General features: G+C 71.7%; 23 protein-coding genes. 15 read left to right on the forward strand and 8 right to left on the reverse strand.

The genetic code is table 11. The annotated features are described in order from the left end of the window. The first annotated feature begins 21 nt into the window (after positions 1-21). Together ABZ928_RS06230 and ABZ928_RS06235 are read left to right on the forward strand one after the other, a co-directional pair. Positions 22-1539 (forward strand): amino acid permease, encoded by a 1518-nt coding sequence (locus ABZ928_RS06230; RefSeq protein ID WP_361515331.1) that lies wholly within the window; start codon positions 22-24, stop codon positions 1537-1539. 157 nt (positions 1540-1696) lie between these two features. Beyond that, positions 1697-2752, forward strand: a complete 1056-nt coding sequence (locus tag ABZ928_RS06235; RefSeq protein WP_361516136.1) for a mechanosensitive ion channel family protein — start codon at positions 1697-1699, stop codon at positions 2750-2752. 24 nt (positions 2753-2776) lie between these two features. Here the strand turns inward: ABZ928_RS06235 and ABZ928_RS06240 are convergent, their stop codons facing one another. Continuing rightward, positions 2777-3460, reverse strand: coding sequence for a hypothetical protein (locus ABZ928_RS06240; protein WP_361515332.1), 684 nt, complete (start codon positions 3458-3460; stop codon positions 2777-2779). Positions 3461-3561: 101 nt separating this feature from the next. Continuing rightward, on the reverse strand, positions 3562-5097 hold the full coding sequence (locus ABZ928_RS06245; RefSeq protein ID WP_361515333.1) for a M1 family metallopeptidase: 1536 nt from the start codon (positions 5095-5097) through the stop codon (positions 3562-3564). A 216-nt stretch (positions 5098-5313) separates the two neighbouring features. Here ABZ928_RS06245 and ABZ928_RS06250 point away from each other — a divergent pair, with 216 nt between their 5' ends. From ABZ928_RS06250 to ABZ928_RS06275, 6 genes are all read left to right on the forward strand, one after another. Continuing rightward, complete coding sequence (locus ABZ928_RS06250; protein ID WP_361515334.1) at positions 5314-7533, forward strand: NADP-dependent isocitrate dehydrogenase; 2220 nt, start codon at positions 5314-5316, stop codon at positions 7531-7533. A 208-nt stretch (positions 7534-7741) separates the two neighbouring features. After that, a complete protein-coding gene (locus tag ABZ928_RS06255; protein ID WP_361515335.1) occupies positions 7742-8605 on the forward strand; it encodes a helix-turn-helix transcriptional regulator in 864 nt (287 codons plus the stop codon). After that, positions 8602-8832 carry a DUF397 domain-containing protein gene (locus tag ABZ928_RS06260; RefSeq protein WP_361515336.1) on the forward strand — a complete coding sequence of 77 codons (231 nt, stop codon included), beginning with the start codon at positions 8602-8604 and terminating at the stop codon, positions 8830-8832. Before ABZ928_RS06255 ends, ABZ928_RS06260 begins: the two co-directional genes overlap by 4 nt. A gap of 24 nt (positions 8833-8856) precedes the next feature. Further along, positions 8857-9447 (forward strand): hypothetical protein, encoded by a 591-nt coding sequence (locus tag ABZ928_RS06265; protein WP_361515337.1) that lies wholly within the window; start codon positions 8857-8859, stop codon positions 9445-9447. A 63-nt stretch (positions 9448-9510) separates the two neighbouring features. After that, positions 9511-10308 carry an N-formylglutamate amidohydrolase gene (locus ABZ928_RS06270; RefSeq protein ID WP_361515338.1) on the forward strand — a complete coding sequence of 266 codons (798 nt, stop codon included), beginning with the start codon at positions 9511-9513 and terminating at the stop codon, positions 10306-10308. A 58-nt stretch (positions 10309-10366) separates the two neighbouring features. After that, a complete protein-coding gene (locus ABZ928_RS06275) occupies positions 10367-11590 on the forward strand; it encodes a cytochrome P450 (RefSeq protein WP_361515339.1) in 1224 nt (407 codons plus the stop codon). Between the two features lie 36 nt (positions 11591-11626). On the opposite strand, the gene ABZ928_RS06280 is transcribed toward ABZ928_RS06275, so the two are convergent. The 3 genes from ABZ928_RS06280 to ABZ928_RS06290 are packed head-to-tail and all read right to left on the reverse strand — an operon-like array spanning position 11627 to position 14174. Continuing rightward, positions 11627-12103 carry a hypothetical protein gene (locus ABZ928_RS06280; protein ID WP_361516138.1) on the reverse strand — a complete coding sequence of 159 codons (477 nt, stop codon included), beginning with the start codon at positions 12101-12103 and terminating at the stop codon, positions 11627-11629. 5 nt (positions 12104-12108) lie between these two features. Further along, a complete protein-coding gene (locus tag ABZ928_RS06285; RefSeq protein WP_361515340.1) occupies positions 12109-12684 on the reverse strand; it encodes a sigma-70 family RNA polymerase sigma factor in 576 nt (191 codons plus the stop codon). A gap of 59 nt (positions 12685-12743) precedes the next feature. Further along, positions 12744-14174: a S8/S53 family peptidase gene (locus ABZ928_RS06290; RefSeq protein WP_361515341.1), complete on the reverse strand. Its 1431-nt coding sequence runs from the start codon at positions 14172-14174 to the stop codon at positions 12744-12746. 148 nt (positions 14175-14322) lie between these two features. Between ABZ928_RS06290 and ABZ928_RS06295 the strand changes: the two genes are divergently transcribed. Beyond that, a complete protein-coding gene (locus tag ABZ928_RS06295; protein WP_361516140.1) occupies positions 14323-16890 on the forward strand; it encodes a CHAT domain-containing tetratricopeptide repeat protein in 2568 nt (855 codons plus the stop codon). A 79-nt stretch (positions 16891-16969) separates the two neighbouring features. Here ABZ928_RS06295 and ABZ928_RS06300 read toward each other — a convergent pair whose 3' ends face one another. Further along, positions 16970-18880: a LuxR C-terminal-related transcriptional regulator gene (locus ABZ928_RS06300; RefSeq protein WP_361515342.1), complete on the reverse strand. Its 1911-nt coding sequence runs from the start codon at positions 18878-18880 to the stop codon at positions 16970-16972. A 94-nt stretch (positions 18881-18974) separates the two neighbouring features. Here ABZ928_RS06300 and ABZ928_RS06305 point away from each other — a divergent pair, with 94 nt between their 5' ends. Then, positions 18975-20060, forward strand: a complete 1086-nt coding sequence (locus ABZ928_RS06305; protein ID WP_361515343.1) for a M12 family metallopeptidase — start codon at positions 18975-18977, stop codon at positions 20058-20060. A 130-nt stretch (positions 20061-20190) separates the two neighbouring features. Here the strand turns inward: ABZ928_RS06305 and ABZ928_RS06310 are convergent, their stop codons facing one another. Then, positions 20191-21066: a rhodanese-like domain-containing protein gene (locus ABZ928_RS06310; RefSeq protein WP_361515344.1), complete on the reverse strand. Its 876-nt coding sequence runs from the start codon at positions 21064-21066 to the stop codon at positions 20191-20193. Positions 21067-21439: 373 nt separating this feature from the next. On the opposite strand from ABZ928_RS06310, the gene ABZ928_RS06315 reads away from it, so the two are divergent. The 5 genes from ABZ928_RS06315 (at position 21440) to ABZ928_RS06335 (ending at position 26134) form a co-directional block, all read left to right on the forward strand. After that, on the forward strand, positions 21440-22360 hold the full coding sequence (locus ABZ928_RS06315) for an ABC transporter substrate-binding protein (protein ID WP_361515345.1): 921 nt from the start codon (positions 21440-21442) through the stop codon (positions 22358-22360). Between the two features lie 111 nt (positions 22361-22471). Next, on the forward strand, positions 22472-23506 hold the full coding sequence (locus ABZ928_RS06320) for an ABC transporter substrate-binding protein (RefSeq protein ID WP_361515346.1): 1035 nt from the start codon (positions 22472-22474) through the stop codon (positions 23504-23506). Next, on the forward strand, positions 23503-24264 hold the full coding sequence (locus tag ABZ928_RS06325) for an ABC transporter permease (protein ID WP_361515347.1): 762 nt from the start codon (positions 23503-23505) through the stop codon (positions 24262-24264). The genes ABZ928_RS06320 and ABZ928_RS06325 overlap by 4 nt, the downstream gene beginning before the upstream one ends. After that, complete coding sequence (locus tag ABZ928_RS06330; protein ID WP_361515348.1) at positions 24261-25022, forward strand: ABC transporter ATP-binding protein; 762 nt, start codon at positions 24261-24263, stop codon at positions 25020-25022. The genes ABZ928_RS06325 and ABZ928_RS06330 overlap by 4 nt, the downstream gene beginning before the upstream one ends. Continuing rightward, positions 25019-26134: a phosphotransferase gene (locus ABZ928_RS06335; RefSeq protein ID WP_361515349.1), complete on the forward strand. Its 1116-nt coding sequence runs from the start codon at positions 25019-25021 to the stop codon at positions 26132-26134. The genes ABZ928_RS06330 and ABZ928_RS06335 overlap by 4 nt, the downstream gene beginning before the upstream one ends. Here ABZ928_RS06335 and ABZ928_RS06340 read toward each other — a convergent pair. After that, entirely contained in the window at positions 26080-26904 is an 825-nt protein-coding gene (locus ABZ928_RS06340; RefSeq protein WP_361515350.1) for a TauD/TfdA family dioxygenase, read from the reverse strand. The genes ABZ928_RS06335 and ABZ928_RS06340 overlap by 55 nt on opposite strands. Between the last annotated feature and the right edge of the window lie 67 nt (positions 26905-26971).

A 26971-nucleotide genomic window follows, 5' to 3' on the forward strand; every position in this document is an offset into this window, starting at 1 on the left:
CCACCAGTCCCGGAGGTCCGTATGTCCCGCACCACCGAAGGCCGCCCACCGCACGACGAGGAACAGCGCCTGCGCGAACTCGGCTACCGTCCGGTTCTCGCCCGCCGCATGGGCGGATTCGGCAACTTCGCGATCAGCTTCTCGGTGATCTCGATCCTGTCCGGCTGCATGACCCTGTACGGCTTCGGCCTCGGCACCGGCGGTCCCGCGGTGATGCTGTGGGGCTGGGCGGGCGTGGGCCTGTTCGTGCTCTGTGTGGGCCTGGCGCTCGCCGAGGTCACCAGCGCCTACCCCACCTCCGGCGCCTTGTACTACATGGCCGACCGGCTCGGCGGGCGCCGCTGGGGCTGGTACACGGGGTGGCTGAATCTGCTCGGTCTGCTGGGTGCGATCGCCGGGATCGACTACGGCGCGGCGCTGTTCGCGGGCGCGTTCGCCAATCTCCAGTGGGGCTTCGAGCCGACACCGGAGAAGACCTTCCTGATCTTCCTGGCGATCCTGCTGCTGCACGCCGTACTGAACCTCTTCGGCGTCCGCCTGGTCAGCGTCCTCAACTCGGTCAGCGTGTGGTGGCACCTGGCGGGTGTCGCGCTCATCGTCGGCGCGCTGGCGATCGTCCCCGACCACCACCAGTCCCCGTCCTTCGTGTTCACCGAGTTCGTCAACGACACCGGCTGGTCAAGTCCCTTGTACGTGGCGGCGATCGGCCTGCTGCTCGCCCAGTACACGTTCTCCGGCTACGACGCCTCGGCCCACCTCTCCGAGGAGACCTCGAACGCCTCGGTGTCGGCGGCGAAGGGCATCGTGCGCTCCATCTGGGTCTCCTGGATAGCCGGGTTCGTGCTGCTCGCCGGACTCACCTTCGCCATCCAGGACTACGACGCCACCCGCGCGACCGACACCGGGGTGCCGCCGGCGCAGATCCTCCTCGACGGTCTCGGCACGGACGGCGCGAGCGCGCTGCTGATCGTGGTGATCGTCGCCCAGCTGTTCTGCGGCAACGCCGAAGTGGCCGCCGCCAGCCGCATGGTGTTCGCGTTCAGCCGTGACGGGGCGCTGCCGGGTTCCGCGCTGTGGCGCAAGGTGAGCGCCCGCACCCAGACGCCGGTCGCCGCCGTGTGGCTGTCGGTGGTGGTCGCCGGACTGCTGGCCCTGCCCTCTCTGTACTCGGCGACCGCGTACGCGGCGGTCACCGCCATCAACGTCATCGGCATCACCCCGGCGTACGCCATCCCCGTACTGCTGCGGCTGCGCGCGGGCGACCGTTTCCAGCCGGGGCCGTGGCATCTGGGCCGGTGGAGCAAGCCGATCGGCTGGGTCGCGGTCGTGTGGGTGGCGTTCGTCACCGTGCTGTTCTGTCTGCCGCAGGTGTCGCCGGTGACGGTCGACACGATGAACTACGCGTCGATCGCCCTCGCCGTCGTACTCGTCCTCGCCACGGTGTGGTGGTACGCCGCCCGCCGTTCGTACGGAACGCCCACCACGGCGGCGTACGGCTCCGACCGTGACCAGGCGGAACTGGCCGAGGGAATCGTCTGAGCGGGGGCATCCACAGGCAAGGCCACCTACGAACTCCTGTGCCCGATACGGCAGGATGAGCGGTCGCGTCGGCCGTGGCACCCGCACGGTCCTCGCGACGGCTCATCCAGCAATGCGAACAGGTGGCGACGTGACAGCATTTCAACGGGATCTCACCATGGACGACCTGGTCGTCCCCGGAATCGCCGTGGTCGCGGGCCTGATTGCCGCGTTCCTGCTGCGGATCCTCCTCAAGTGGCTCGGAAAGCACGCCGACCGCACGAAATGGACCGGTGACGACGTCATCGTCGCCGCGCTGCGGACGGTGGTGCCCGCGGCGGCGATCGCGGGCGGCATCGCGGTCGCGGCGGCGGCGCTGCCGCTGACGAAGACGACCCAGCGCACCACCAACCAGATCCTGACCGTCCTGCTGATCTTCGTGGTCACGGTGGCGGCGGCCCGGCTGGTGGCCGGTCTGGTGCGCACGGTCACCCAGTCCCGTTCGGGGGTCGCCGGCTCGGCCACGATCTTCGTCAACATCACCCGGGTGCTGGTCCTGGCGATCGGTTTCCTGGTGGTGCTCCAGACACTGGGCATCTCCATAGCGCCGCTGCTCACCGCCCTGGGCGTCGGCGGTCTCGCGGTCGCGCTGGCGCTCCAGGACACCCTCGCCAACCTCTTCGCGGGCATCCACATCCTCGCCTCCAAGACCGTCCAGCCCGGTGACTACATCCGGCTGAGCAGCGGCGAGGAGGGCTATGTCGAGGACATCAACTGGCGGCAGACGACCGTACGCGCGCTCTCCAACAACCTCGTCGTCATCCCCAACGGGGAGCTCGCGAAGTCGAACATGACCAACTTCATGCGCCCCGAGCAGCAGTTGACGATCCTCGTCCAGGTCGGCGTGGGCTACGACAGCGACCTGGAGCAGGTCGAGCGCGTGACCATCGAGGTCGTCGCCGAGGTCATGACCGAGATCACCGGCGCCGTCCCCGACCACGAGCCCCTGGTCCGCTTCCACACCTTCGGCGACTCCCGCATCGGCTTCACGGTCATCCTCGGCGTCGGCGAGTTCAGCGACCAGTTCCGCATCAAGCACGAGTTCATCAAGCGCCTGCACAAGCGCTACCGCGAGGAGAACATCCGCATTCCGGCGCCCACCCGCACGGTGGCGCTCCAGCAGGGCGCGGTGGTCATTCCGCAGCAGCGGGACGGCGTCGAGGTGACCGGCTAGTACCGGCCGCCTCGTCAGTACTTGTCAGTACGACGGTGTGTCGGGGCCGGTCCACACCGTCACGTGGGCCACGGCGCTGCTGGAGTCGGCCCCGGCGGACTGCGTCGAGGTGAGGGTCAGCAGGGCGATGCGGGCGCGGTCCGTGCGCAGGCAGAGGCGGTCGCCGGTGGCGACGGTCAGACGGTTGCTCGCGGGGGCGCTCGCGTCGATGAGGTCGCCGCAGGCCGCCGGGGCGGGGTCAGGCGTACCGGCCGGGACCTTCGCCATGACGTGTTCCTTCCAGGTCCGCAGATAGATGCCGCCGAGGTGGCCGACGACCTGGACGTCGGACAGACTCCCCACGGACGGCGGGAACTTGTCGAGGTTCGTCCAGGCCGCCTCCAGGGACACCCGGTCGCTGAACTCGGGGACCCAGCCCTCGGAGGACGGCAGAGCGGTCCCGGAGGGGGCCGCGGGCGTCCCGGTGGAGGCCGCCTGCCCGTCCGAGGGCTGGGTGACGGTCGCCGTGACCGTCACCCGGCTCGTCACCGTCTGCGTCTCCGTGGGCACGCTCGCCGTGGGCGGCGTCGCCACCGCCGGGAGGGCCAGGTAGCCGATCACCGCGGCGAGGATCGTGCACGCCCCGCCGATCACCGCCCCGTGGACGGTGCGGTCCTTGGGCGGAGTCGGCGGCTGCTGGGGCGGGCTGAGTGTGGTGTTGTCGTCCATGGATCCCCCGATCGATGCCTCATGGTGGCACCGACTCGCGGGCCGGAACGGGCAGTTGACGTCAATCCACCCCAGACAGGGACCTCTGTGCTACAAGCCGCTCAGAGCGTCGCGGAGTTGTCGTGCGGCCGCGCCTCCGTACGACTCTCCGGCTGCCGCAGGGACGGACTCACCGGCGTGACCGTCCAGTCGGGGTGCCCGGGCATGCGCGGGGTCTTCGTGCCGTAGAGCCAGTCCCCCAGGAAACCGGACTGGTCGGCGCCGGAGACCTCCGAGGCGACGGCGATGTAGTCGGCCGTCGACGCCGACGCGTTGCGGAAGCGCTCCAGGAAGGTGCGCTCGACGGCGTCGAAGGCCGCCTCGCCGATCTGCTGCCGCAGCGCGTACAGGACGAGGACGCCGCCGGTGTAGCGCTGGGAGTCGAAGAGGTTGACCTCGTTCGGCGCCGCGACCGGCCCCGACGTTTTGCGCCACTGGTCGCCGAGGCCGTACGTGTACTTCATCCGGGCCTCGAACGTGGTGTAGCCGAGGGAGTCGGGCCAGCCGCGCTCGTAGCGGTACAGCAGGCCGTAGAAGTCGGCGTGGCCCTCGTTGAGCCACAGATCGGACCAGGAAGCGGGGCTGACGCTGTTGCCGAACCAGGAGTGGACCAGCTCGTGCATCATGTGCGAGCCGATCCTCGCCTCCTCCTGGAGGAGATAGTTCGGCTTGTACAGGGTCAGGGTCTGGGTCTCCAGGCCCGTGAAGTCGAAGGCGTTCGAGGCGTCGTTGTTGCAGGGCAGCAGGCCGTACGTCTCGAACGGGTAGGCCCCGAGCCGCGCCTCGATCCAGCTCACCAGGTTCGGGGTGAGGGCGAGCGCGGGTTCCAGGGCGGTGGCCCGGGCGGTCGGTACGACGTCCCGGAGCGGGAGTCCGTGCGGGCCCTGCCGGTCCTTGATCACATAGTCGCCGACCGTGATCTGCACGAGCTCGGTGGCGATCGGCTCACGGGAGCGGTACGTGTACGCGGTGCGGCCGTCGCCGAGGTCCTCGGTGCCGAGCAGGGTGCCGCTCGCGACGCCCTTGAGTCCCGCCGGGACGGTGATGCGGACGGTGAGGTCCGCCTTGTCCGAGGGGTGGTCGTTGCAGGGGAAGACGGTGTGCGCCGAGTTCGGCTGGGGGCACACCGCGAAGCCGTCCGGGGTGGGGACCCAGGCGGTGTGGGCGAGAGCGCGGCGCGGGTCCGCCGTATAGGCCACCGTGACAACGGCCGTCCGCCCGGCCGGGAGGCACCGGGCGGGTGTGATCCGCAGCTTTTCGTCCACCTGCTCGAAAGCAGCCGCGCGGCCGGACACGGTGACGGTGCGTATGTCGAGGCCCAGGGCGTCCAGCGAGAGGCGGGTCAGGTCCTGGGTGGTGGTGATCCGCAGGGTGGCCGTCGCGTCCACCAGCCGGGTCGTGGCGTCGTACGCGAGGTCGAGGTGGTACGCCGAGACGCGGTAGCCGTCATTGCCCAGGCCCGGGTAGACAAGGTCACCGAGGGTCTCCGCGCCGGGGGTGCCGGTCGCGGGGGCCGCCTGCGCCTGGGCCGGGACGCTCAGCGCCGCCGCGGTGCCGAGCAGGGCGGCAGGGGCCGTCACTCTGGTGCGATATCTCATGGTCTGCTTTCGTTCGGGCGGCCGGCTGGTCGGGGCCGGCCGTCGGAAGAGGTGCGATCAACCTCCATGACCACAAGATCGCCCGCTCGGGTTGGCCGAGCGGATGCACAGGTTTTCGAACAACGGACGCGGACCCCTGTCGAGGCCCGCTCGATCACGAGATATCTTGATGTCGAGCAATGTTGCAGACGCGGAAGACGTGGAGCGGAGCACCCGGTGACTGACTCGACCATCATCTATACGCACACTGACGAGGCCCCGGCCCTGGCGACGTATTCCTTCCTGCCGGTGGTCCAGGCGTACGCCTCGCAGGCGGGTGTCGCCGTGGAGACGCGGGACATCTCGCTGGCCGGCCGCATCATCGCGGTGTTCCCGGAGTACCTGACCGAGGACCAGCGCATCCCGGACGCCCTGCACGAGCTGGGCGAGCTGGCGAAGACGCCCGAGGCCAACATCATCAAGCTGCCGAACATCTCGGCGTCGATCCCGCAGCTCAAGGCCGCGGTCGCCGAGCTCCAGGCGCAGGGCTACGCGCTGCCGGCGTACCCCGACGACCCGAAGACCGACGAGGAGCGGGACATCCAGGCCCGCTACGACAAGGTCAAGGGCTCGGCCGTGAACCCGGTCCTGCGCGAGGGCAACTCCGACCGCCGCGCCCCCGCCTCGGTCAAGAACTACGCCAAGACCCACCCGCACCGCATGGGCGCCTGGTCCTCGGACTCGAAGACCAACGTGGCGACCATGGGGCAGAACGACTTCCGTTCCACCGAGAAGTCCGTCGTGATCTCCGAGGCCGGCGCGCTCAAGATCGAGCTGGTCGCCGAGGACGGCACCACCACGGTCCTGCGTGAGTCCGTACCGGTCCTCAAGGACGAGGTCGTCGACGCGTCCGTGCTGCACGTGGCCGCGCTGCGCGAGTTCCTCACCGCGCAGATCGCCGAGGCCAAGGCCCAGGGCGTGCTGTTCTCCGTGCACCTCAAGGCCACGATGATGAAGGTCTCCGACCCGATCATCTTCGGTCACGTGGTCCGCGCGTTCTTCCCGAAGACCTTCGAGCAGTACGGCGCCACGCTCGCCGCCGCCGGTCTCTCCCCGAACGACGGTCTGGGCGGCATCCTCAAGGGCCTCGACGCCCTGCCCGAGGGTGACGCGATCAAGGCCTCCTTCGACGCCGAGCTCGCCGAGGGCCCGGAGCTGGCGATGGTCGACTCCGACAAGGGCATCACCAACCTGCACGTGCCGTCCGACGTCATCGTCGACGCCTCGATGCCGGCCATGATCCGCACCTCCGGCCACATGTGGGGCCCGGACGGCCAGGAGGCCGACACCCTCGCGGTGCTGCCGGACTCCTCGTACGCCGGTGTCTACCAGGTCGCGATCGACGACTGCCGTGCCAACGGCGCCTACGACCCCTCGACCATGGGCTCGGTCCCGAACGTCGGCCTCATGGCGCAGAAGGCCGAGGAGTACGGCTCCCACGACAAGACCTTCGAGATCAAGGCGGCCGGTACGGTCCGTCTGGTCGACCAGTCCGGCAACGTCCTCATCGAGCAGCCGGTCGCCGAGGGTGACATCTTCCGCGCCTGCCAGACCAAGGACGCGCCGATCAAGGACTGGGTGAAGCTCGCCGTCACCCGCGCCCGCGCCACCGGCGACCCGGCCGTGTTCTGGCTGGACGAGACCCGCGCGCACGACGCCAACCTGATCGCCAAGGTCAACGCGTACCTGCCGGAGCACGACACCGAGGGCCTGGACATCCGCATCCTGGCTCCGGTCGAGGCGACGAAGCTGTCGGTGGAGCGCATCCGCCGCGGCGAGAACACCATCTCGGTCACCGGCAACGTCCTGCGTGACTACCTCACCGACCTCTTCCCCATCCTGGAGCTGGGCACCAGCGCCAAGATGCTGTCGGTCGTCCCGCTGATGGCGGGCGGCGGCCTCTTCGAGACGGGCGCCGGCGGCTCCGCCCCGAAGCACGTCCAGCAGCTGGTCAAGGAGAACTACCTGCGCTGGGACTCCCTCGGTGAGTTCTTCGCGCTGGTCCCGTCCCTGGAGCAGTACGCGACGGCCACCGACAACCCGAAGGCCAAGGTCCTGGCCGACACCCTCGACCGCGCCACGGCGACCTTCCTCAACGAGGACAAGTCCCCGACCCGTCGCGTCGGCGGCATCGACAACCGCGGCAGCCACTTCTACCTGTCCCTGTACTGGGCCCAGGAGCTGGCCGCCCAGACCGAGGACGCGGACCTCGCGAAGGCCTTCGCGCCGCTCGCCGAGACCCTCGCCTCGAACGAGCAGAAGATCGTCGACGAGCTGCTCGCCGTCCAGGGCGAGCCGGCCGACATCGGCGGCTACTACCAGCCCGACCCGGCCAAGGCCGCGAAGGTCATGCGCCCGTCCGCCACGTGGAACGACGCGCTGGCGTCGCTGAGCTGACGCGGGCACTCCGCACGACGCCGCCCCGGCCGGGTCCTCCCGGCCGGGGCGGTCGGCTTTCCGGGGTCAGGACGACCGAGCGACTTCCGCCACGCAATTGCGTGAGCCACATGTCTTGAATCAACTCTTCCCGGTTACAAGCGTGTTGGGGGCGTGGCACACTTGCGTCAGGCAAGGCTCCACACCATCACATGCGAGGGGTGAGGCGATGGCCACGGCCGGGGGGCCCACGGTACGACGGCGTCAGCTCGGGGCCGAGCTGCGGCGGCTCCGGGAGCAGGCGGGCAAGCGGATCGAGGACGCCGCGACCCATCTGGAGTGCTCCATGTCGAAGATCAGCCGTGTGGAGACGGGCCAGGCCCCGATCAAGGCCCGTGATGTGCGGGACCTGCTGGAGTGGTACGGCGTCAGCGATCCGCTGCGCATCGAGACCGTCATGCAGATCCACAAGGACGCCCAGCAGCAGGGCTGGTGGGCCCACTACGGTGATGTGCTCCCCTCGGGCATGGCCACCTACGCGGGCCTGGAGACCGACGCCCGCGTCCTGCGCCAGTACGAGTCGACGGTGGTGCCGGGTCTGCTCCAGACCGAGGACTACGCCCGCGCGGTGCTCGCCACCGCGTGGAACAACCAGCCCCATGAGACGGACCAGTTGGTGCGCTTCCGCAAGGAGCGCCAGACCCTGCTCACCCGGCAGCCCGATCCGCTGGAGCTGTGGGTGGTGCTGGAGGAGATCGCGCTGCGCCGGCCGGTCGGCGGCCGGGAGGTGATGGCGGCCCAACTCCGGTACCTCACCGAGGCGGTGACCATGCCGAACGTCACGCTCCAGATCATGCCGACGGCCAAGGGCGCCCACGTGGCCATGGCGGGCCCCTTCTCCCTGCTGGAGTTCCCGCCCCAGGCGTCCACGGTCGTCTACGTCGAATCCGCCGCAGGCAATGTCTACCTGGAGAAGGAGCGCGACGTCCGCACCTTCGTCCAGACCTTCGATCTGCTGCGGGCGGCGGCTCCTGACCCTCAGGAGGCGCACGCCCTGCTGGAACAGCTCACCAGGGAGATGCAGGACTCATGAACACGCACGACGGCCGGCGTCCGTCGCGGGCCGGCCTCGACGGCGCCGCGTGGCGTCGCAGCAGCCACAGCAACAACAACGGGGCATGTGTCGAGATCGCCGTCGTCGAGGGGGTGGTCGCGGTCCGGGACTCCAAGGACACCGTCCGGCCGGCCCTGGTCTTCTCGCCACTCAGGTGGCGCGCGTTCCTCGCGGCGGCCGCCGAGGGCCGCCCGCACCGCCACTGAACGGACCGGCCAGGGGGGTTGCCCGTGTACCACTTCTTATCCGCCCAGGCCGTCGCGTCGGGCGCGTTCTACGCGACGGAGACCTTCTGGACCGCCGTCGGGGTGCCCGTCGCCGCGGTCCTGGGGAGCGGCACGATCTGGGCCGCGTTCCGGGTGGCACACCCCCGGCGCCGGCTCATCTGCACGGTCAGCCACACCCCGTTGGTGCGGGGAGCCATCGGCGGCAGCCTGGAGATCAGCCGCAACGGCACTCCCCTCACCGACCCGCATCTGGTCACGGTGGTGCTGGCGAACCCCGGCAGACGGGACATCGCCAGCAGCGCCTTCGACCGCGGCGAGCCCTTCCGCGTCCGGTTCGCCGTGCCGTACGCCGAGCTGCTGCGCACCGAGTCCCTCCCCGACGACGCCCAGGCCCCGCCGACCCGGATGCGCGGCACCGAGCTGCACATCGGCCCCGGCCGCCTCGGCGCCGGTACGACGGTCACCTACGACCTCCTCGTCGACACGGCCCCCACCTACGACTTCCGCCACTCCCTCCTGGATGTACGCGTCCAGTGCACGACCGCGCCGCCCCCGCGCGACCCGTCCCGCACGGTGCCCCTGGTACGGCCCTGACGGCCCCGTGGTCCATGCTGTGATCATGCCCCACCCCACTGACAACGCCCCGGGAGCAGCCGCGTGACCGCCGCCGAACCGTCCTTCGAGCTGCTGCCCGGCGCGGCGGAATCTCCGGTCGTCCTCCATGTCCCGCACTCGGCGCGGGAGATACCGGCCGAGGTGCGGGCGGGGATCATGCTGGACGACTCCGCGCTGGAGCGGGAGCTGGACCACATCGTCGACGCGCACACGGCGGAGCTGGCCGACGCGGCCACACAGGCGGCCGGCACCGCGCCCTGGCGGTTCGTCAACCGGCTCTCGCGGCTGGTCGTCGATCCGGAGCGGTTCCCGGACGAGCGGGAGGAGATGCTGGCCGTGGGGATGGGGGCCGTGTACACGCGGACGACCCGGCGTGCGGTGCTCCGGCCCGAGGGCTTCGATCCCGAGCCGTTGATCGAGCGGTACTTCCGGCCGTACGCCCGGGCCATGACCGAGGCCGTGGCCGATCGGCTCGCCGCCACCGGGCGCGCGGTGATCATCGACGTGCACTCCTATCCCAGCGAGGCGCTCCCGTACGAGCTGCACGGCACGGGTCCCCGGCCGCCCGTCTGTCTCGGCACCGACTCCTTCCACACGCCTCCTGAGCTGCTCGAAGCGGCCCGGGAGGCGTTCTCCCGATGTGGGGAGATCGGACTGGACAGCCCGTTCAGCGGGACGTACGTACCACTGGAGTTCCACGGGCGGGATCCGCGTATCTCCGCCCTCATGATCGAGATCCGGCGGGACACCTACATGACCGAGCCCGGCGGGCCCGCCGGACCCGGGCTCGGCCGGCTGGGCTCCGCGCTCGCCGCCCTCGTCGACGCCGTCACCCCCTGACCTCCGGCTGGAGCACTCCCGCGCGACAGCGCGGCACCGGGCCGGTGAGGGTGGACGCATGACCGAGGAGACCAGCACGCTGACCGGCCAGGACCTGCCCGAGGTACGGGACTGGCCCACGCTTGAGCTCGACGGCACCGAGTTCGACCCGATCCTCGCCGATCTGATGCGGGAGGGACCGCTCACCCGGATCCGGCTGCCGTTCGGCGAGGGGTGGGCGTGGCTGGCCACCCGGTACGAGGACGTCAGGGCCGTCACCAACGATCCGCGGTTCGGGCGGGCCGAAGTGACGCGTCGTCAAGTGACCAGGATGGCACCGCACTTCAAGCCGCGTCCCGGCTCGCTCGCCTTCGCCGACCAGCCCGACCACAACCGGCTGCGCAAGCCGGTCGCGGGGGCGTTCACGGTGGGGCGGATGAAGCGGCTGCGGCCCCGGGCCCAGGAGACGCTGGACGGGCTGATGGCGGACCTGCTGCGGCAGGGGCCGCCCGCCGATCTCGTCGAGCATGTCCTCGAACCGTTCCCGATCGCTGTGGTGAGCGAGGTGATGGGGGTGCCCGACGACATGCGCGCGCAGGTGCACTCCTGGACCCGGCAGATCATCTCCACGTCCGGGGGCGCCGAGGCCGCCGAGCGGGCCAAGAACGGCATGTACGGGTGGATCACGGAGACCGTCCGCGCGCGTGCCGAGAGCACCGGCGACGATGTGTACTCCCTGCTCGGGGCCGCCGTCGCCCGTGGCGAGATCAGCGAGGCGGAGGCCGTCGGGCTCGCCGGGCCGCTCCAGATCGGCGGCGAGGCCGTCACCCACAACTGCGGGCAGATGCTGTATCTCCTGCTCACCCGCCCGGAGTTGATGCGGCGGACACGGGAGCGGCCCGAGGCCCGCGGCGCCGTCCTCGACGAGCTGCTCCGCTACATCCCGCACCGCAGCTCCGTCGGCCTGGCCCGGATCGCCCTGGAGGACGTCGACCTGCACGGGGTGCGCATCGCCGCGGGCGACCCCGTGTACGTCTCCTACCTCGCCGCCAACCGCGACCCGGACGTCTTCCCGGACCCCGAGCGGATCGACCCCGACCGCGAGCCCAACCCGCATCTGTCCTTCGGCAACGGCCCGCACTACTGCACCGGCGCGGTCCTGGCCCGGCTCCAGACCGAACTGCTGATCGACACCCTGCTCGACCGGCTGCCCGGCCTGCGGCTCGCCGTCCCGGCCGACGAGGTCGTCTGGCGCCGCAGGACGATGATCCGTGGGCCTCAGACGCTCCCCGTGGCCTGGTAGGCGGGCCTCTCGAAGCGCCTCACACCCGCGTGGGCCTCAGACCCGCAGCCACTCCGTGACCACGACCTCCCCGCCCGTGCGCAGCCGCAGCGCGAAGGGGCCGACGGGCGGGGCGTCGCCGGTGAAGCGGCCCATGTCGTCGGCCACCAGCGGGGCGCCCGACTGCGGGCCGGTGAGCACCTCGATCAGGGCCTGCTGGGGCGGCAGCACCTGCCCCATCAGGCCGTCCCCGGTGACCTCGACGTCGACGGTGACCTCGCCCGCGCGGAAGGTCAGCATCCGGGGTACGTCGGTGGCGCCCCGTACCGGGATGGCGTCGACCACCGAGTCGAAGGTCAGCTCGGCGATCCGGGCGTCGAGGTCGTGCAGCGCGTAGGCCGCCACGGCGATCTGCCGCAGCTCGGCCGGTACCGGGTCGAGGATGGCGGCGGCCCGGCGGAGTTCCTCCTCCAGCGGGCCGAGGTCGAAGCCCTCGTCCTCGTAGCCGTCCTCGGCGAACTCGTCGTCGTTCATGCCGCTCACACCGCTCCCCTTGCTTCCATGCGTGCCCGCAGCCGGCGCAGACAGCGCTGCCGCAGGGGTCCGATGCTGCCCACCGCGATGCCCAGGGCCGAGGACACCTCCTGGTAGCTGGGCGGTGGCGAGGCCATCAGGATGCGCAGCAACTGCCGGCAGCGGTCGCCGAGTTCCTCGAACTCCTGCCACAGGTGCCGGATCCGCTCGCTCTCCACGGCCGCGTCCTCGGAGTCGAGGAGCGACTGCTCGGGCGTACGGTCCTCGCTGATCCGGTCCAGGAGCTGCGGATCGTCCGTGGGTGTCAGCCGCCTTAAGCTCTTGAGCACCTTCAGGCACTCGTGCCGCGCGGTGCTCGCCAGCCATGAACCGGCCTTCTGGGGTTCGCGGATCCGCCCGAGATGCTGGGCGAAGCGGAACCACACCGTCTGGTACACCTCGTGCGCGTCGGCGTCGGAGAGCCGGTGCGCGCGCACGACGGACCACACCAGTGGGCTCAGCCCTTCCACGAGCGCCTTCCAGGCCGCCGCGTCGCCGTCGACGGCGGACTGGACCAACGCGCCGACATCTGCTCGGTCCACGGCCCCACCCCTCGTGTACGGCAAGTCATCGTACGCCGTGGAGGGGGCGAGTTCGGCCCTCATGCCCCAGGAGAGAGCTGTACGACCGTGCCCTGACGCCAGGTCGGCGGGATGAGCGCCGGTACGTGCGCCCCCCGGACTTCCGCGAACTCGGTGTTGGCCGCGAGAAGTTGCTGCCGGGCGGCGCGCGGGTCGGTCTCCTTGTTGGCGGTCATGTGCGCGGCCACCAGGCCTGCGGCGGCCGGGGTGGCGAAGGAGGTGCCGCTCCAGTGCGCGTAGCCGTCGAACATCACCTGGTCCGGCTTGGCGGAGGTGCCGTCGTCGCTCAACACGCCGGTGTGGCGGGGGTGTTGGCAGGTGCAGAGGTAGGTGAAGTTGAAGCGGCAGGCGTCGTAGGTGGAGTGCTGGTACACGTACGGGACGGGTGCGTCGAAGCCGGTGAAGGTGCTGGTGAGGCGCTCGCCGGGGGCGTAGGCGTTGACCCAGGAGCCGTGGTTGCTGAAGCAGGCGCCGTGGTCGCCGTCGGTGCGCAGGGCGCCGATCGACAGGACGGAGCTCGCGTAGTCGGGCAGGGAGGCGTAGGCGGCGGGCCAGAAGGGGCTGGCGCTGGCGTTGTTGCCCGCGGCGGCGACCAACAGGGTGCGCTGCTTCTTGAGTTCGAGCATGAAGGCGTCCAGGCCGACCAGGCCGTCGGCGCTGCCGTTGGAGGTGCCGGCGGAGAGGCTGATGATGTCGGGCCAGCCGTTCTGGTCGACGGCGGCGAAGAGCGCCTCGCCGAAGTCGGACTCCAGGATGGCGCCGGCGTCGTTGAGGGTGTTGCGCACCGTGATGTTCGTGTTGGGCGCGACGGCCGCGAGGATGCCCGCGATGAACGTGCCGTGTCCGACGTACTGCTTGAGGTTGCCGTGCTCGTCGGTCTCGGTGCCGTGCAGGTCGCCCTGGACGTGGGCGAGCAGCGGGACGAGGGGGTAGTCGTGGGTGAGGCCGTTGTCGATGACGAGGACGCCTACGGCGGTGTCCGAGGTGTAACCGGCCTCTGCCGGGGCCGGGTTGGTGCCGCCGTTGAGCGGGGCGGGCACCGGCTCGTCGCCGGGACAGGAGTTGACGGCGATCGACACGACGTGGTTGCGGCTGACCAGGCGGCGTCCGGCGCGTCCCTCGGGTTCGCGCATGGCGCGCAGGGCGTTCGCGACGGCGCGGTCGGCGCGGCGGTCGCCGTGTCCCGGGTCGCCGACCTGGATCCGGGTGATCCCGGAGCGGTTGGTCTCGGGGCTGACCCGGCGCACCTGGTCGCCGCTCAGTCCGGTCGCCGCGGTGAAGTGGGTGCGCACGGTGTTCTCGACGAGCGCCGCGTCCGCACCGTCCCGGGCGAGGACGACACCCTTCTCGTAGATGAACTCGGCCGCGTCGTCGGGCCCCATGGCCAGGGGGACGTCGGGCATCGAGCGCTGGATCTGTTCGAACTGCTCCGGGAATCGCTGAGGTGCCATGGCGTGTCCTCCCACTGGGGCGGTGTTCGTCAGTCAGAGTCGCGGGGCCGTTGATTGATACAGCGCCAAACCGGTGTGGCGTGCTACCCGGGCCACTACCATCCGTGGAGTGACAGCGGGAAGCGACTCGGTTCTCGAACTGCTGCCCATGGTGTTCGCCGCGCCCAACCAGGCGCTGGCGAGGGCAGAAGAGGTGCTCGGCTCCGATCCCTCGCTGCTCCACGCCTCCGTGGCCCATCAGGTCATCGGCATCTGGCAGCGGGACTGGGGCGACCTGAAGATCGCCCTCCGCCATCTGCGGCGCGCCCGCGATCTGGCGGCGCGCGCGGAATCGGCGGACCGGGAGGCGGACGTCCTGGCCGCGCTCGGGGTCGCACTGGTGCACGCGGGGCGCACTCGGCAGGGTCTGGACGCGCTGGAGCGCGGGGTCGCGATCGGCAGCGGGCACACCCGCGCGCGCGTCCTGTTCCGGCGGGCGTACGCCTGCTGGGTGCTGGGCCACCATCGGGAGGCACTGGAGGACGTACGCCGGGCGGTTCCGGTGCTGCGGCAGGCGGACGACGTCATCTGGACCGCGCGGGCGCTGACTTTGCGGGCGACCGTACATCTGGCGCTCGGCTCGGTGGAGCGGGCGGAGGCCGACTTCGCCGCCGCCGAGGAGATGTGGGACACCACGGGCCAGGACCACGACAAGGCGGACGTGGTGGAGAGCCGGGGCCTTGCCGCGTTCCGGTCGGGCGACGTCCCGGTCGCGCTGCGGCTGCTCGACGAGGCCGAGGAGCGGTACGCCAAGCTCGGCACGCCGTCCTTCATGCTCTACATCCGGCGCTGCGAGGTCCTGATGGCCGCCGGGCTCGCCCCGGAGGCGCTCGGCGAGGCGGACGCGGCGATCGGCCTGCTGGACCGCAACGGTGGGCAGTCCACGCGCAAGGCCGAACTGTTGCTGGTCGCGGCCCGGGCCGCCCGTCTCGCCGACGATCCGCACACGGCGATCGCGCGGGCGGCGCTGGCGGTACGGCTGTTCGCGGCGCAGCGGCGCACCTGGTGGGAGACGCATGCCCGGCTGGTGCTGATCGAGGCGCGGGCCGCCGCCGGGCGCGGCTCGGGCCGGCTGGTCGCGGACGCGGCCGACGTCGCGGACCGGCTGGCCTCGTTCGGGGCGCCGGCGGCTCCGGAGGCCTCGCTGCTCGCGGGCCGGATCGCGCTGGGCCTCGGCTGGACGGCGGACGCGGAGCGGCACTTGGCCGTCGCGGCGCGCAGCCGACGCAGCGGTCCGCCGCTGGCGCGGATGACGGGCTGGGCGGCGCAGGCGCTGCGGGCGCGGGCGGCCGGGTCGGGGCGCGGGGTCCTGGAGGCCTGCCGGCGCGGTCTCGATGTGCTCGACGACCACCGGATGACGCTGGGTGCCTCGGAGTTGCGGGCCCGGGCCACCGCGCAGGGCGCCGAACTCGCCGCGCTGGCCCAGCGGGCGAGCCTCGACTCGGGCAGCCCGCGGCGGCTGCTGGTGTGGAGCGAGCGCTGGCGGGCCACCGCGCTGTCCGCGCCGCCCACCCGGCCCCCGTCCGATCCGGAGCTGCTGAGCGACATGACGGCGTTCCGGGAGATCGCGGCCCGCGCGGAGGAGGCCCGCATGGAGGGGCGTCCCGTGCCGGCGCTGGAGCGTGAACAGCGGCGCCTGGAACGGGAGATCCGCTCCCGGACCCTGCACATCCGCGGCGACGCGCCCGGTGAGGGCCGCCGGTTCGAGCCCGAGAGGCTCCTGGAACGGCTCGGTGACGACATACGTCTGGTCGAGCTCGCCGTCCTCGACGGACGTGTCCAGGTGCTGCTGTGCGGGCAGGGGCGGGTGCGGCGGTACGAGGCCGGGCTGCTGGCCGACGCGGAGACCGAGGCCGAGTATGTGCAGGCGGGGCTGCGGCGGCTCGCCCACCCCGGGGCGGAGGCGCGGCTTCCGCTGGTGGAGGCGGCGGGGCGGCGCCTTGAGGAGCTGCTGCTCGGTCCGGCGGCGGCGCAGCTGGGCTCCGGTCCGGTGGTCGTCGTACCGCCGGGCAGGCTGCACCGGGTGCCGTGGGCGCTGCTGCCGTCGCTGCGGGAGCGGGTGCTCAGCGTGTCGCCGTCGGCGAGCGGCTGGCTGCGCGCCCGGGAGACCGAGCCGCCGACCGGGGGGCGGCACGTGCTGGTGCGCGGCCCGGGTCTCGCGACCGGGGGCGCGGAGGTGCCCGAACTCGCCTGCCGTTACGCCGGTTCGACGGTGCTGGAGAACGACGACGCGCGCGTGCCGCGGGTGTTGGCGGAGCTCGACGGGGCCGCGCTCGCGCACATCGCCGCGCACGGCACGTTCCGGGCCGACGGTCCGCTGTTCTCGTCGTTGCGGATGGCCGACGGGCCGCTCATCGTCCATGACTTCGAGCGCCTGGACCGCAGCCCGTACCGGATCATCCTGTCCTGCTGCGACACCGCCCGGTTCGCCTCGGTCGGCGCCGATGAACTCCTCGGTCTGGTCACGGCGTTGCTGCCGCTGGGCACGGCGGGGGTGGTGGCGTGCACGGCGCCCGTCAACGACGCCGCGGTGGTGCCGCTGATGCTCGCGCTGCACAAGGGCCTGGAGACCGGGTTGTCCTTGGCCGAGGCGCTGCGCGACGCGCGGGCGGCGCTGCCGGGGGACACGGTGCATCAGGCGACGGGGTGGGCGTTCTCGGCGTTCGGGGCGGCCTGAGGGTCCCCGGGAATGAGGCGGCGGCCTGACCCCTCCCCCGATCACGGGGGTCAGACCGCCGGTCGATGGGCCGGCCCGTTCAGGCCGGCTGTGCGTCGGGCAGTTCCACGAGCCACGGCAGCGCGCCCCGGTCGTTGGCGCCGAGCCGGGCGTACGCGCTGTACAGGTGGTTGCCGACGGTGCGGATGGACAGGGTCAGCTTCTCCGCGATCTGCCGGTTGCTGAGTCCGGCGGCGGCGAGGGTGACGATCTGCCGTTGGCGCGCGGTGAGTTCACCGAGGACGAGGCCGGACAGGGCCGGGGTGCGGGCGCCTTGGCAACGGCGGGCCAGGGCGACCGCGCGGGTGCGTGAGGTGCGTGCGGCGCGCGGGTCGCGGTGGGCGTGCACGGCCTGGGCGTACGCCTCGGCGGCGAAGAGCAGGAACCCGCGCTCCTCCAGCCGCTCGGCCGCGAGGTCGAGCGCGGGCCCGTCGCCGCGGGCGAGTGCGTCGGCGTGCAGGGTGAACACGTCGTGCCGGCGAAGGGCCGCCTCTCCCGAGTGCCCGAGCCCGGCGGTGCGCGGCGCCGATGACATGGCCTCCCGCTCCGGGGCCGCTCCGGCTTCACGCGCACCCCGCTCGGCATGCGGCGCGAACTCCCCGCCAGCGGGCGCCTTTCCGGGTGCGCCCAGCCGGACCGCGTCGTAGGCCTCCGTCACGGCCCCCAGCGCCGTGTCGAGGTCTCCGCGTGCCGCCGCCAGCCAGGCGCGCACCCGGGGGTCGGCGTCGGCGTCGAGGTCGGTGATCTCGCCGGACTGCATGGCGGCCAGGGCGAGTTCGGCGCGGCAGGCCGGATCGCCCGCCGTCTCCCGCAGTCCCTCCCTCGTCCAGGCCGCCGCCTCCCGCAGTTCCCCCCGCAGCCTGGAGAACCGCGCCCGGACGGCCGCGTACGCGGCGGGCACCGGCCGCCCCTCGGCGACGAGCCACTCCCCCACGGGCGCGCACGCCACGCGGACGTCGGCCCGCTCGATCCGCCGCGCCAGCTCGGCCTCCTCGGTCTCCAGGGCCGCTTTGCACTCCTCCGGCGACCGGGCGAGCCGCCGCGCCCGCAACCGCCCTGCCGCCGCCCGCAGCACGGGGCCGTGCAGGGGATGGGCGAGGCGTACGGCGCCGTGGTCGTCGACGTGCACCAGCCCGCGCGCCTCCAGGTCCTCAAGGACGCGCAGGTCGAATCGGTCCATGTCCAGCGTCAACGGCTCGGCGAACGCGAGGAGTTCGAGCGTCTCGCGGTCCTGTCGCTCCAGGAGCCCGGCCGTCCGCTCCCGCACGGTCGCCGTGACCGGCACCGGCCCCCGCCAGGCCCACTCGTCGGTGTCCGGGTCCCGGGCGAGCAGCCCGCCCTCGCGCACCGCGCTGAGCAGGTCGCGCAGCAGCCGCAGATCCCCTCGGCACAGCCGGTGCAGGCGGTTGACGGTGAGCGGCTCCAGGCCGCCGCCCGCGCCCGCCGCGAGCAGCTGGGCGGTCTCCTCGTGGGGCAGGGGCTCCAGGGTGAGGCGTGGGAGCAGTTCGCCGGTCCAGAGGCGGGAGATCGCCCCGGGGACGGAGGCGCCGTCCGTGGCGACGACGAGGAGGCGGGTGCGGCCGTGCACGGCGAGCTGGTGGACGAGGGCGGCCGAGGCGTCGTCGAGCAGATGGGCGTCGTCGACCAGCAACAGCCGTACGGTGGACAGGAGTTGGACCGCGCGGTGCAGGGAGACGGTCTCGGGCAGGAGATGGGCGAACGCGGCGAAGGGGATGTGCCGGATCTCGGGCGTCCCGGCGACCCGGGCGCAGTCGGTGCCGCGGACGGCCTCCGTGACGAGCCGGGTCTTGCCGCAGCCCGCCGGGCCGGTCACCACGATGCCGTGGTGACCCGCGGCCGAGGCGCGGCGGATCAGCTCCAGTTCGTCCTCCCGGCCGGTGAACGGCCAGGGCAGTTCCAGGGTCTTCGCGTCGCGTTCGAAAGTCGTCACGCATACATGAGCGCGAGTACTCACACCTGATACACAGGGACTTGAGTAGCCCTCGACTCAGGCGCCCCGGGCCGGGCGACGGCACCCTTGGCGCATGGCTTTCCGCTACTGCTCACTCGCGCAGCAGTCGGCCCCCGTCTTCACCCCGGGGCTGACCGCCGAGCGGCTGAGCGCGCTCATCGGCGGAAACCGGATGTGGGTCAACAACACCGTGCTGCACTACTACTTCTTCGACGGCGAGTCCGATGCCTCGGTCATCGCCGTCCCGGGCAGCGGGGCGACCCGACGGGTGTCGTGGGTCGGCTCGGAGAAGCAGCGGGACGTGGTGCGGGGCTGTTTCCAGGAGTGGCAGGACCTGGGGCTCGGTGTCGGTTTCACCGAGGTGGGCGACCGTACCGAGGCGGAACTGCGGATCGGGTTCCAGCTCGGTGACGGCTCCTGGTCGACCGTGGGCAAGGACGCGCTGCGGGTCGGACTGCACGAGCGCACCATGAACTTCGGGTGGGACCTGACCGCGCAGGGGGAGCGCGGGACGGCCCTGCACGAGATCGGGCACGCGCTCGGCATGCACCACGAGCACCAGAGTCCGTTCGCGGGCATCCACTGGGACGACGAGGCCGTCTACGCCGATCTGGCGGGCCCGCCGAACTTCTGGACCCGCGACCGGACGTTTGCCAACATCCTGCGCAAGCTCGACCCGGACGAGGTCAACGGCTCCGTCTGGGACCCGCAGTCGATCATGGAGTATCCGTTCACGGCAGGGCTGATCCTGGAGCCGGAGCAGTTCCGCGCGGGCCTGAACCCGCCCGGTACGCTCTCGCCCTCCGACAAGGAGTACGTCCTGCGCTGGTACCCGCCGGCCGGGCCTTCGCGGCCGCCCGCGCTGGTGCCGTTCCGCTCGGTTCCGCTCGGGCTCGGCCCGGGCGAGCAGGCGGATTTCACCGTGGAGCCGTCGGAGACCCGCGAGCACAGCGTGGGCACCTTCGGCGACAGCGACACCGTCGTGGTCGTCTTCGAGGAGCGGGACGGGGAACCCCGCTACCTGGCCGGCCAGGACGACGGCGGCAGCGCGCACAACGCCACCGTCAGGGCCCGACTCGTCAAGGGCCGCCGCTACTTCGTCCGTGTGCGCCTGTACTCCGCGTGGGGTTCGGGGGAAACCGCGGTCATGTGCTGGTGACAGCACGCGCAGGCCGCACACGGGCGATGCCGGGTCCACTGTCCGGCGCCGGGGGAAGCGGCGGCGACAGTCTCCTTCGGGGGAGGGAGACTGTCGCCGCCCACACCCATGTCCGCCGCCACACCCCTGTTCAGAGTTCCATGGGCAGCTTCGGGTCCTTCGACCACTCCTCCAGCGAACCGTCGTACAGCGATACGTCGTCCCGCCCGAGCAGCGTGAGAGCGAGCGCGGCTCCGGCCGCCGAGATGCCGCCGCCGCAGTAGAGGACGACCGGGGAGTCGCCCGCGTCCAGCACGCTGCCGACCTTGGCGGCGAGTTCGGCGGCGGGCAGCACCCGGCCCGCGGGGTCCAGAAGGTCACGGCCCGGGAGGCTGCGGCTGGCGGGGATGTGGCCGCGGCGGCTGTAGCGGGTGGGGGCGGTGCCGTCGAAGCCGCCGGTCGGCAGGGCGCACACGAGGGCGCCGGGACGCTCGCCGCGGCTGATGGCCGCCACTTCGTCCACGCTCGTCCACATCCCGGGACGCGGGACCGGCGTGACCGGAGTCACCGCGGGATCCGCGTCGGCTTCCTCACCGGAGACGAGCGGGTGCCCGGCCGCCTCCCACGCCGCCAGGCCCCCGTCCAGCACGGCCGCCGGGACGGAGATCGCCCGCAGCATCCACCACAGCCGGGCCGCCCAGATGCCGCCGCCGTTGTCGTACGCGACGACCGTGTCCCCCTCCCCCACCCCGACGCGGGCGAGCGCGGCGGCCAGCGCCTCGGGGGCGGGTACGGCGAAGTGGTAAGGCGCGTCGTGGTCGGAGAAGTCGCCGGTCAGGTCGGCGTGGCGGGAGCCGGGGAGGTGTCGCTCGGCCCAGGCCGCCCGGCCGCTGGCGCTGCGGTAGTCGCCGTCGTGCTCGGGCGAGGGCAGCAGGGCGGTGGCGTCGAGGACGACCACGCGGGGGTCGTCGAGGCGGGCGGCGAGCCAGGTGTCGTCGACCAGGGGGCCGGGCAGCAGGGAGGTCATGGCGGCCGATCGTACGCCCGTGAGCTGGGCGTCTCGCCCGTCGAGCAAGGTCATCCCATATTCCGGACCGCGCTTGCACAGCATCCCGGGCGTGCGGTTATGGTTTCGGCCATCTACGCGGGAGCCCCTACCCGGCTGGGCTGAGAGGGCGTCTGGGATCCGTTCGTCCGAACGCGATCCCCATGGGGACGCCGACCGCACCAACCACGCCATCCAGGCGTCCCGCGTAGGAGTTCACGTGTCTGCAGCAGTCGAGCCGAAGCGACCGGTGTCCCACACCCCGGTGCGCTGCTCCTGTTGTTGTCGCTGACACTCCTCACCCCCTCTCACCGTTCACCGCCGCGCTCTCGCGCACCTCCTTCGGAGTACCCCCATGCCGCACATCCGGGTCATGCTCGACTATTTCCACCCCTGGCCGAATTCCGCCGGTCTGTACGTCTCCCGCGCCCGTGGCTGGTTCGCGGAGGCTGGCCTCGACGTGGAACTCGCCGTCCAGGATCCGGGACGCGGAGACACCCTGGAGTACCTGGCCAGGGGCGAGGTGGACTTCGGCATCTTCCCGCCGAACCGGCTGCTCGCCCGCCGTGCCGCCCACGCGCAGCCACTGATCGCGGTGGCGGCCGTCAACCACCGGGGCCTGGAGGCGATCCAGACCACGACCTCCACCGGCATCACCCGCCCCCGTGACCTCGTGGGCCGCCGTCTGGCCCTCAACCCGACCCCGCGCGGCCGTGCGATGGTCCGCCACCTGGTCGCGGCCGACGGCGGCGACCCGGACGCGGTGCTCCTCGTCGACGCGGGCGCCCGCGAGCTGACCGTGGACGACATCGAGGCGGGCGAGGCCGACGCGACCTTCGGCAACTACTGGTCCTGGGACGCCCTGCGCGGCGACCTGCCGGAGGAGCGGCGCGTGACCTGGCCGGTGGACGAGATCGGCGCCCCGCGTTACCACAGCTATCTGCTAGGCACGAGCGAGCGCCTGCTCACCGAACAGCCTTCCCTGGTACGGGACTTCCTGGCCGTGACCGCTCGCGGCTACGCGGCCGCCGCCCAGGAGCAGGAGGCCACCCTGGAACTCCTGGAAGGTGTGATCCCGTACTTCCCGCGCCCGCTCATCGCCCGCTCCCTCGCCCTGATCGCACCGACCTGGACGGACACCGACGGCCGCTGGGGTGTCATCGACGCGTCCCGGATGGGCCCGTACGCCCACTGGCTCGCGGAGAACGGGGCGATCGCGCACGACCGCGACTGGGAGAAGTCCTTCACCAACGGCCAGCTGGACGTGGCCGCGTGACCTTCCTGACCAGACGGCTCGCCGTCGACTTCAAGCGGGTGGCAAGCGCGCTGTGTCGGGCCTGACCGCCCCTCACCCCGCCGAACTCCCCTCCGTACGAAGGACCTTGTCATGAACCGCCGCACCTTGCTGTCCGCGATAGCCGCCACCTCACTGCTCGCCGTCACCACCGCCTGCTCCGGTGCCGACTCCTCGGCCGCCGCGAAGGACGGCACCACCACCGTCACGCTCGCCCTGGACTGGACGCCGAACACCAACCACACCGGCATCTATGTCGCCCAGGCCAAGGGCTGGTTCAAGGACGCCGGGATCGACCTCAAGATCGTGCCCTACGGCTCGACCGCGCCCGAGACGCTGATCGCGGCCCACAAGGCGGACTTCGGCATCTCCTACCAGGAGGGCGTGACGACCGCGCGGGCGGCGGGCGCCGACATCACCTCCGTCTACGCGGTCACGCAGAAGACGAACGTCACCATCGCCGTGCGCGCCGACCGCGAGGACATCAGCTCCCCGAAGGACCTCGACGGCAAGACGTACGCCGGTTTCGGCGCCCCCTACGAGAAGCCGCTGCTGGAGAAGGTCATCCAGAACGCGGGCGGCGAGGGCGACTTCAAGCAGGTCACCCTCAACACCTCGGCGTACGCGGCGCTTTACGCGGGCAAGGCCGACTTCGCGATGCCGATGCCGACGTGGGAGGGCCTGGAGGCGGAGCTGAGCGGCAAGCCGCTGAAGAACTTCCAGCTGTCGGACTACGGCTTCCCGGCGATCTACTCGACGCTCGTCGCGTCCTCCGACCAGTTCCTCAAGAAGAACCCGGCGGTCGCGAAGAAGTTCCTCGCGGCCCTCGACAAGGGCTACCGGTACGCGGCCGACCACCCCGACCAGGCCGCCGACCTGCTGATCTCCGAGAACAAGAGCGTGCTCACCAACACCGAGCTGGTGAAGAAGAGCGAGGCGCTGCTGGCGAAGGAGTACTACAAGGCGGCGGACGGCACGATCGGCACGCAGAGCGCGGAGCGCTGGCAGGCGTTCGCCGACTTCGAGTACAAGGCCGGCCTGCTGGTCGACGGAGACGGCAAGAAGCTGACGAAGGCCCCGGACGCGTCCGAGTTCTTCACCGACGACTACCTCCCGGCCGCCAAGTGAGGCCGCTGCTGCGGTCGTTGTGGCCGCCGCTGCTGGTCCTCGCGGTCGTGGTCGGCGGCTGGCAGCTCTATGTGACCGCCGCCGGGGTCGACCCGACGACGCTGCCGTCGCCGGCGCGGGTGGTGGAGCAGGGATGGCTGAACCGCGAGGACCTGTGGGCGCAGACCCTGCCCACCCTCCAGGAGACCCTCCTCGGGTTCCTGCTGTCCTTCGCGTCGGCCTGGCTCGTCGCCGTGCTGCTGGACTTCTCGTCGGCGGCCCGGCGGGGCCTGTATCCGCTGCTGGTCGCCTCGCAGACGATCCCGATCGTCGCGGTCGCTCCCCTGCTGATCATCTGGTTCGGCTTCGGACTGCTGCCGAAGATGCTGGTGGTGACGCTGACGACGTTCTTCCCGCTGGCCGCCAACCTTGCCGCCGGCTTCGCGGCGACCGACCGCGAGGCGATGCGGCTCCTGCGCTCCCTGGGCGCGGGCCGCCGGCGGACGTTCCGTCTGGTGCGGGTGCCGAGCGCGATGCCGTACTTCTTCGCGGGGCTGCGCGTGAGCATCACGTACGCCGTCGTCGGCGCCGTCTTCGCCGAGTACGCGGGCGCCGAGGCGGGCCTCGGGATCTATATGCAGGCGCAGAAGAGCGCGTTCCGCACGGACCTGGTGTTCGCGGCGGTCGGGGTGACGGCGGCGCTGAGCATCGCGCTGTTCGGGGGCACGTATCTGTTGCAGCGGCTGGTGCTGCCGTGGGAGCGGAAGGTGGGCAAGTGAGCAGTCTGCGGATCGAGGGTGTCGGGAAGTCCTTCGACGACCTGGAGGTGCTGCGGAACCTCGAACTCTCCGTCCAGCCGGGCGAGTTCGCGGCCGTGATCGGCCCCAGCGGCTCCGGCAAGAGCACCCTGTTCAACCTGGTCTCCGGCCTCGACCGGCCCACGTCCGGGCAGGTGCTGGTGGAGGGCGAACCGGCGTCGGTGGAGTCCGGCAAGGTCGCCTACATGCCGCAGAAGGACCTGCTGTTCCCGTGGCGGACGGTGCTGGACAACACGGCGCTGGGGCTCGAGGCGCAGGGGGTGCGGCGGAAGGAGGCACGGGCACGGGCCGACGCGCTGTTCGCCGACTTCGGGCTCGATGGCTTCCAGAAGGCGTACCCGTCCCAGCTCAGCGGCGGTATGCGACAGCGGGCCGCGCTGCTGCGCACGGTCGTCCTGGAGCGCCCGGTCCTGCTGCTGGACGAGCCGTTCGGCGCGCTGGACTCGCTCACCCGGACCGAGATGCAGCTGTGGCTGGCGGACATGTGGCAGCGCCACCGCTGGACCGTCGTCCTGGTCACCCACGACATCCGTGAGGCGGTCCTGCTCGCGGACACCGTGCATGTGCTGTCCCCGCGCCCGGCCACGGTCGTGGAGCGCGTCGAGGTACCGCTCCCCCGGCCGCGCGGCGCGGCGGACTTCACCGCACCCGAGTTCGCGGCGACCGAACGCCGGGTCCTGGAGGCCCTGCGCGGCACAACAGCGGTGAAGGCGGCGTGAGTTCGCATCAGGCGCACGGCCTGGGCACCGAGCCGGTGGAGCCCGACTGGGCGCCGCTCACGGACGCCGAGGTGACGGATGTCGTCGGCCCGGCGCGGGTGGTGTGGCGCAGCCCGCGTCCCCTGTCGGCGGCGGCCGTCGTCGAGCGGGACGGGCGGCGCCTGTTCGTGAAACGGCACCACATCACCGTACGAACCCTTGAAGGGCTGGCCGAGGAGCACGCGTTCCTTCGGTATCTGCGGGAGCGGGGCGCGCCGGTGGTGGAGGTGCTGGACGCGGTGGCGCGCGGTGAGTGGACGTACGAGGTGCACTCGACCGGTGTCGGCACGGATCTGTACCGGGACGCGCTGTCGTGGTCGCCGTTCCGGTCGGCGGGGCATGCCCGGGCGGCGGGTGAGGCGCTGGCCCGGCTTCATCTGGCGGCGGAGGGGTTCGAGGCGCCGAGGCGTCAAGTGCAGCCGCTGGTGGCCTCGTTCACGGTGTTCGCGGCGGACGATCCGTGGGCGGCGCTGGAGCGGTACATCACGGAGCGCCCTCAACTGACCGACGGTATCTGGGACTTCCCCTGGCACGAGGACACGGACCGGGTGCTGATCCCCCTGCACAAGGAGCTGGCCCCGCACCTCGCCGGCCTGTCCCCGCTGTGGACCCACAACGACTGGCACGCCTCCAACCTGCTGTGGGACGAGGAGGAGGGCCGGGTGTCCACGGTCCTGGACTTCGGGATGAGCGACCGCACGACCGCCGTGCACGACCTGGCCACGGCGATCGAACGCAACGCGGTGCAGTGGCTTCAGCCCGGGTGTCCGGTGCGCGAGGAGGACGCGGTGGCCCTCCTCGACGGCTATCAGTCCGTACGGCCGCTCTCCCCCGCCGAATCGGCGGCGCTCCCGGCGCTGCTGCCGCTGGTGCACGCGGAGTTCGCGCTGTCGGAGCTGGGCTACTTCCACGGTGTCACGCGGTCGGCCGAGAACACCCGGCTGGCCTACGAGTACTACGTGGGCCATGCCGAGTGGTTCGCGGGCCGCGACGGGCGGCGGCTGCTGGACGTCGTGTCCTACGCGGTGGGGGCCGCCGGGCGCAGGGGTTCCACCGCGAGGACCTTGCGGTAGACGCGGGCGCCGTCGCCGTAGTCGTCGACGGCGTAGTGCCAGGTCGCCTGGTTGTCCCAGAGGACGAAGTCGCCGGGCTGCCAGCCGAAGCGGATCGTGTAGTCGGGCGAGGAGGCGTGCCGCAGGAGGTGGTCGAGCAGGACGCGGCCCTCCTGCGGGGTGACGCCGGCGAGGCCCTGCGCGGAGCTGCTGATGAACAGGCCCTTGCGGCCGGTCAGGGGGTGTGCGAGGACGACCGGGTGCTCCACGGGATCGCCCTTGGCGGTCTTCTTGCTGCCCTGCGCGTAGTTCTCCGCGTTGCCGTCGTAGACCGCGTTGACGGAGGCGAGGAGCTGCTTGAAGGGCTCGGAGAGGTCGTCGTACGCGGCCTGGAGGTCCGCCCAGAGGGTGTGGCCGCCGAGTTCGGGGACCTCCTCGTAGACGAGCGACTCAATGGCGAAGACGGGGGTGCGCCACAGTCCGCCGATGTGCCAGGTGCTGGCCTTGCCGGTCTGCCGGACGTTGTAGGGGTAGACGAGCGGGTTCTCGGGGTGGCGCAGGGCGGTCGGGTGATCGAAGGGTTCGGCGAAGATCCGTACGGCTTCCACTTGTTGATCGGGCGTCAGCTGCTGCCCGCGGAACACGAGCACCTTGTGCTCGGCGAAGGCGCGGCGCAGTTCGTCGGCGGTGAGCTCGTCGACGGGGCGGGTCAGATCGACGCCGGTGATCTCGGCCCCGAAACGGGGGCCTGCGCGGCGGATGCGGATGTCGGGGCGTGCGGCTGTGGTCATGCCTGCTCCTCGGGGTGCGGTGCGGGGAGGGTCGCCGTGCGGGGACGACGAGGCAGCCGGGCGCGCT

Source organism: Streptomyces sp. NPDC046909 (genome assembly GCF_040644695.1).
In the GTDB taxonomy this organism is placed as follows: Bacteria; Actinomycetota; Actinomycetes; order Streptomycetales; family Streptomycetaceae; genus Streptomyces.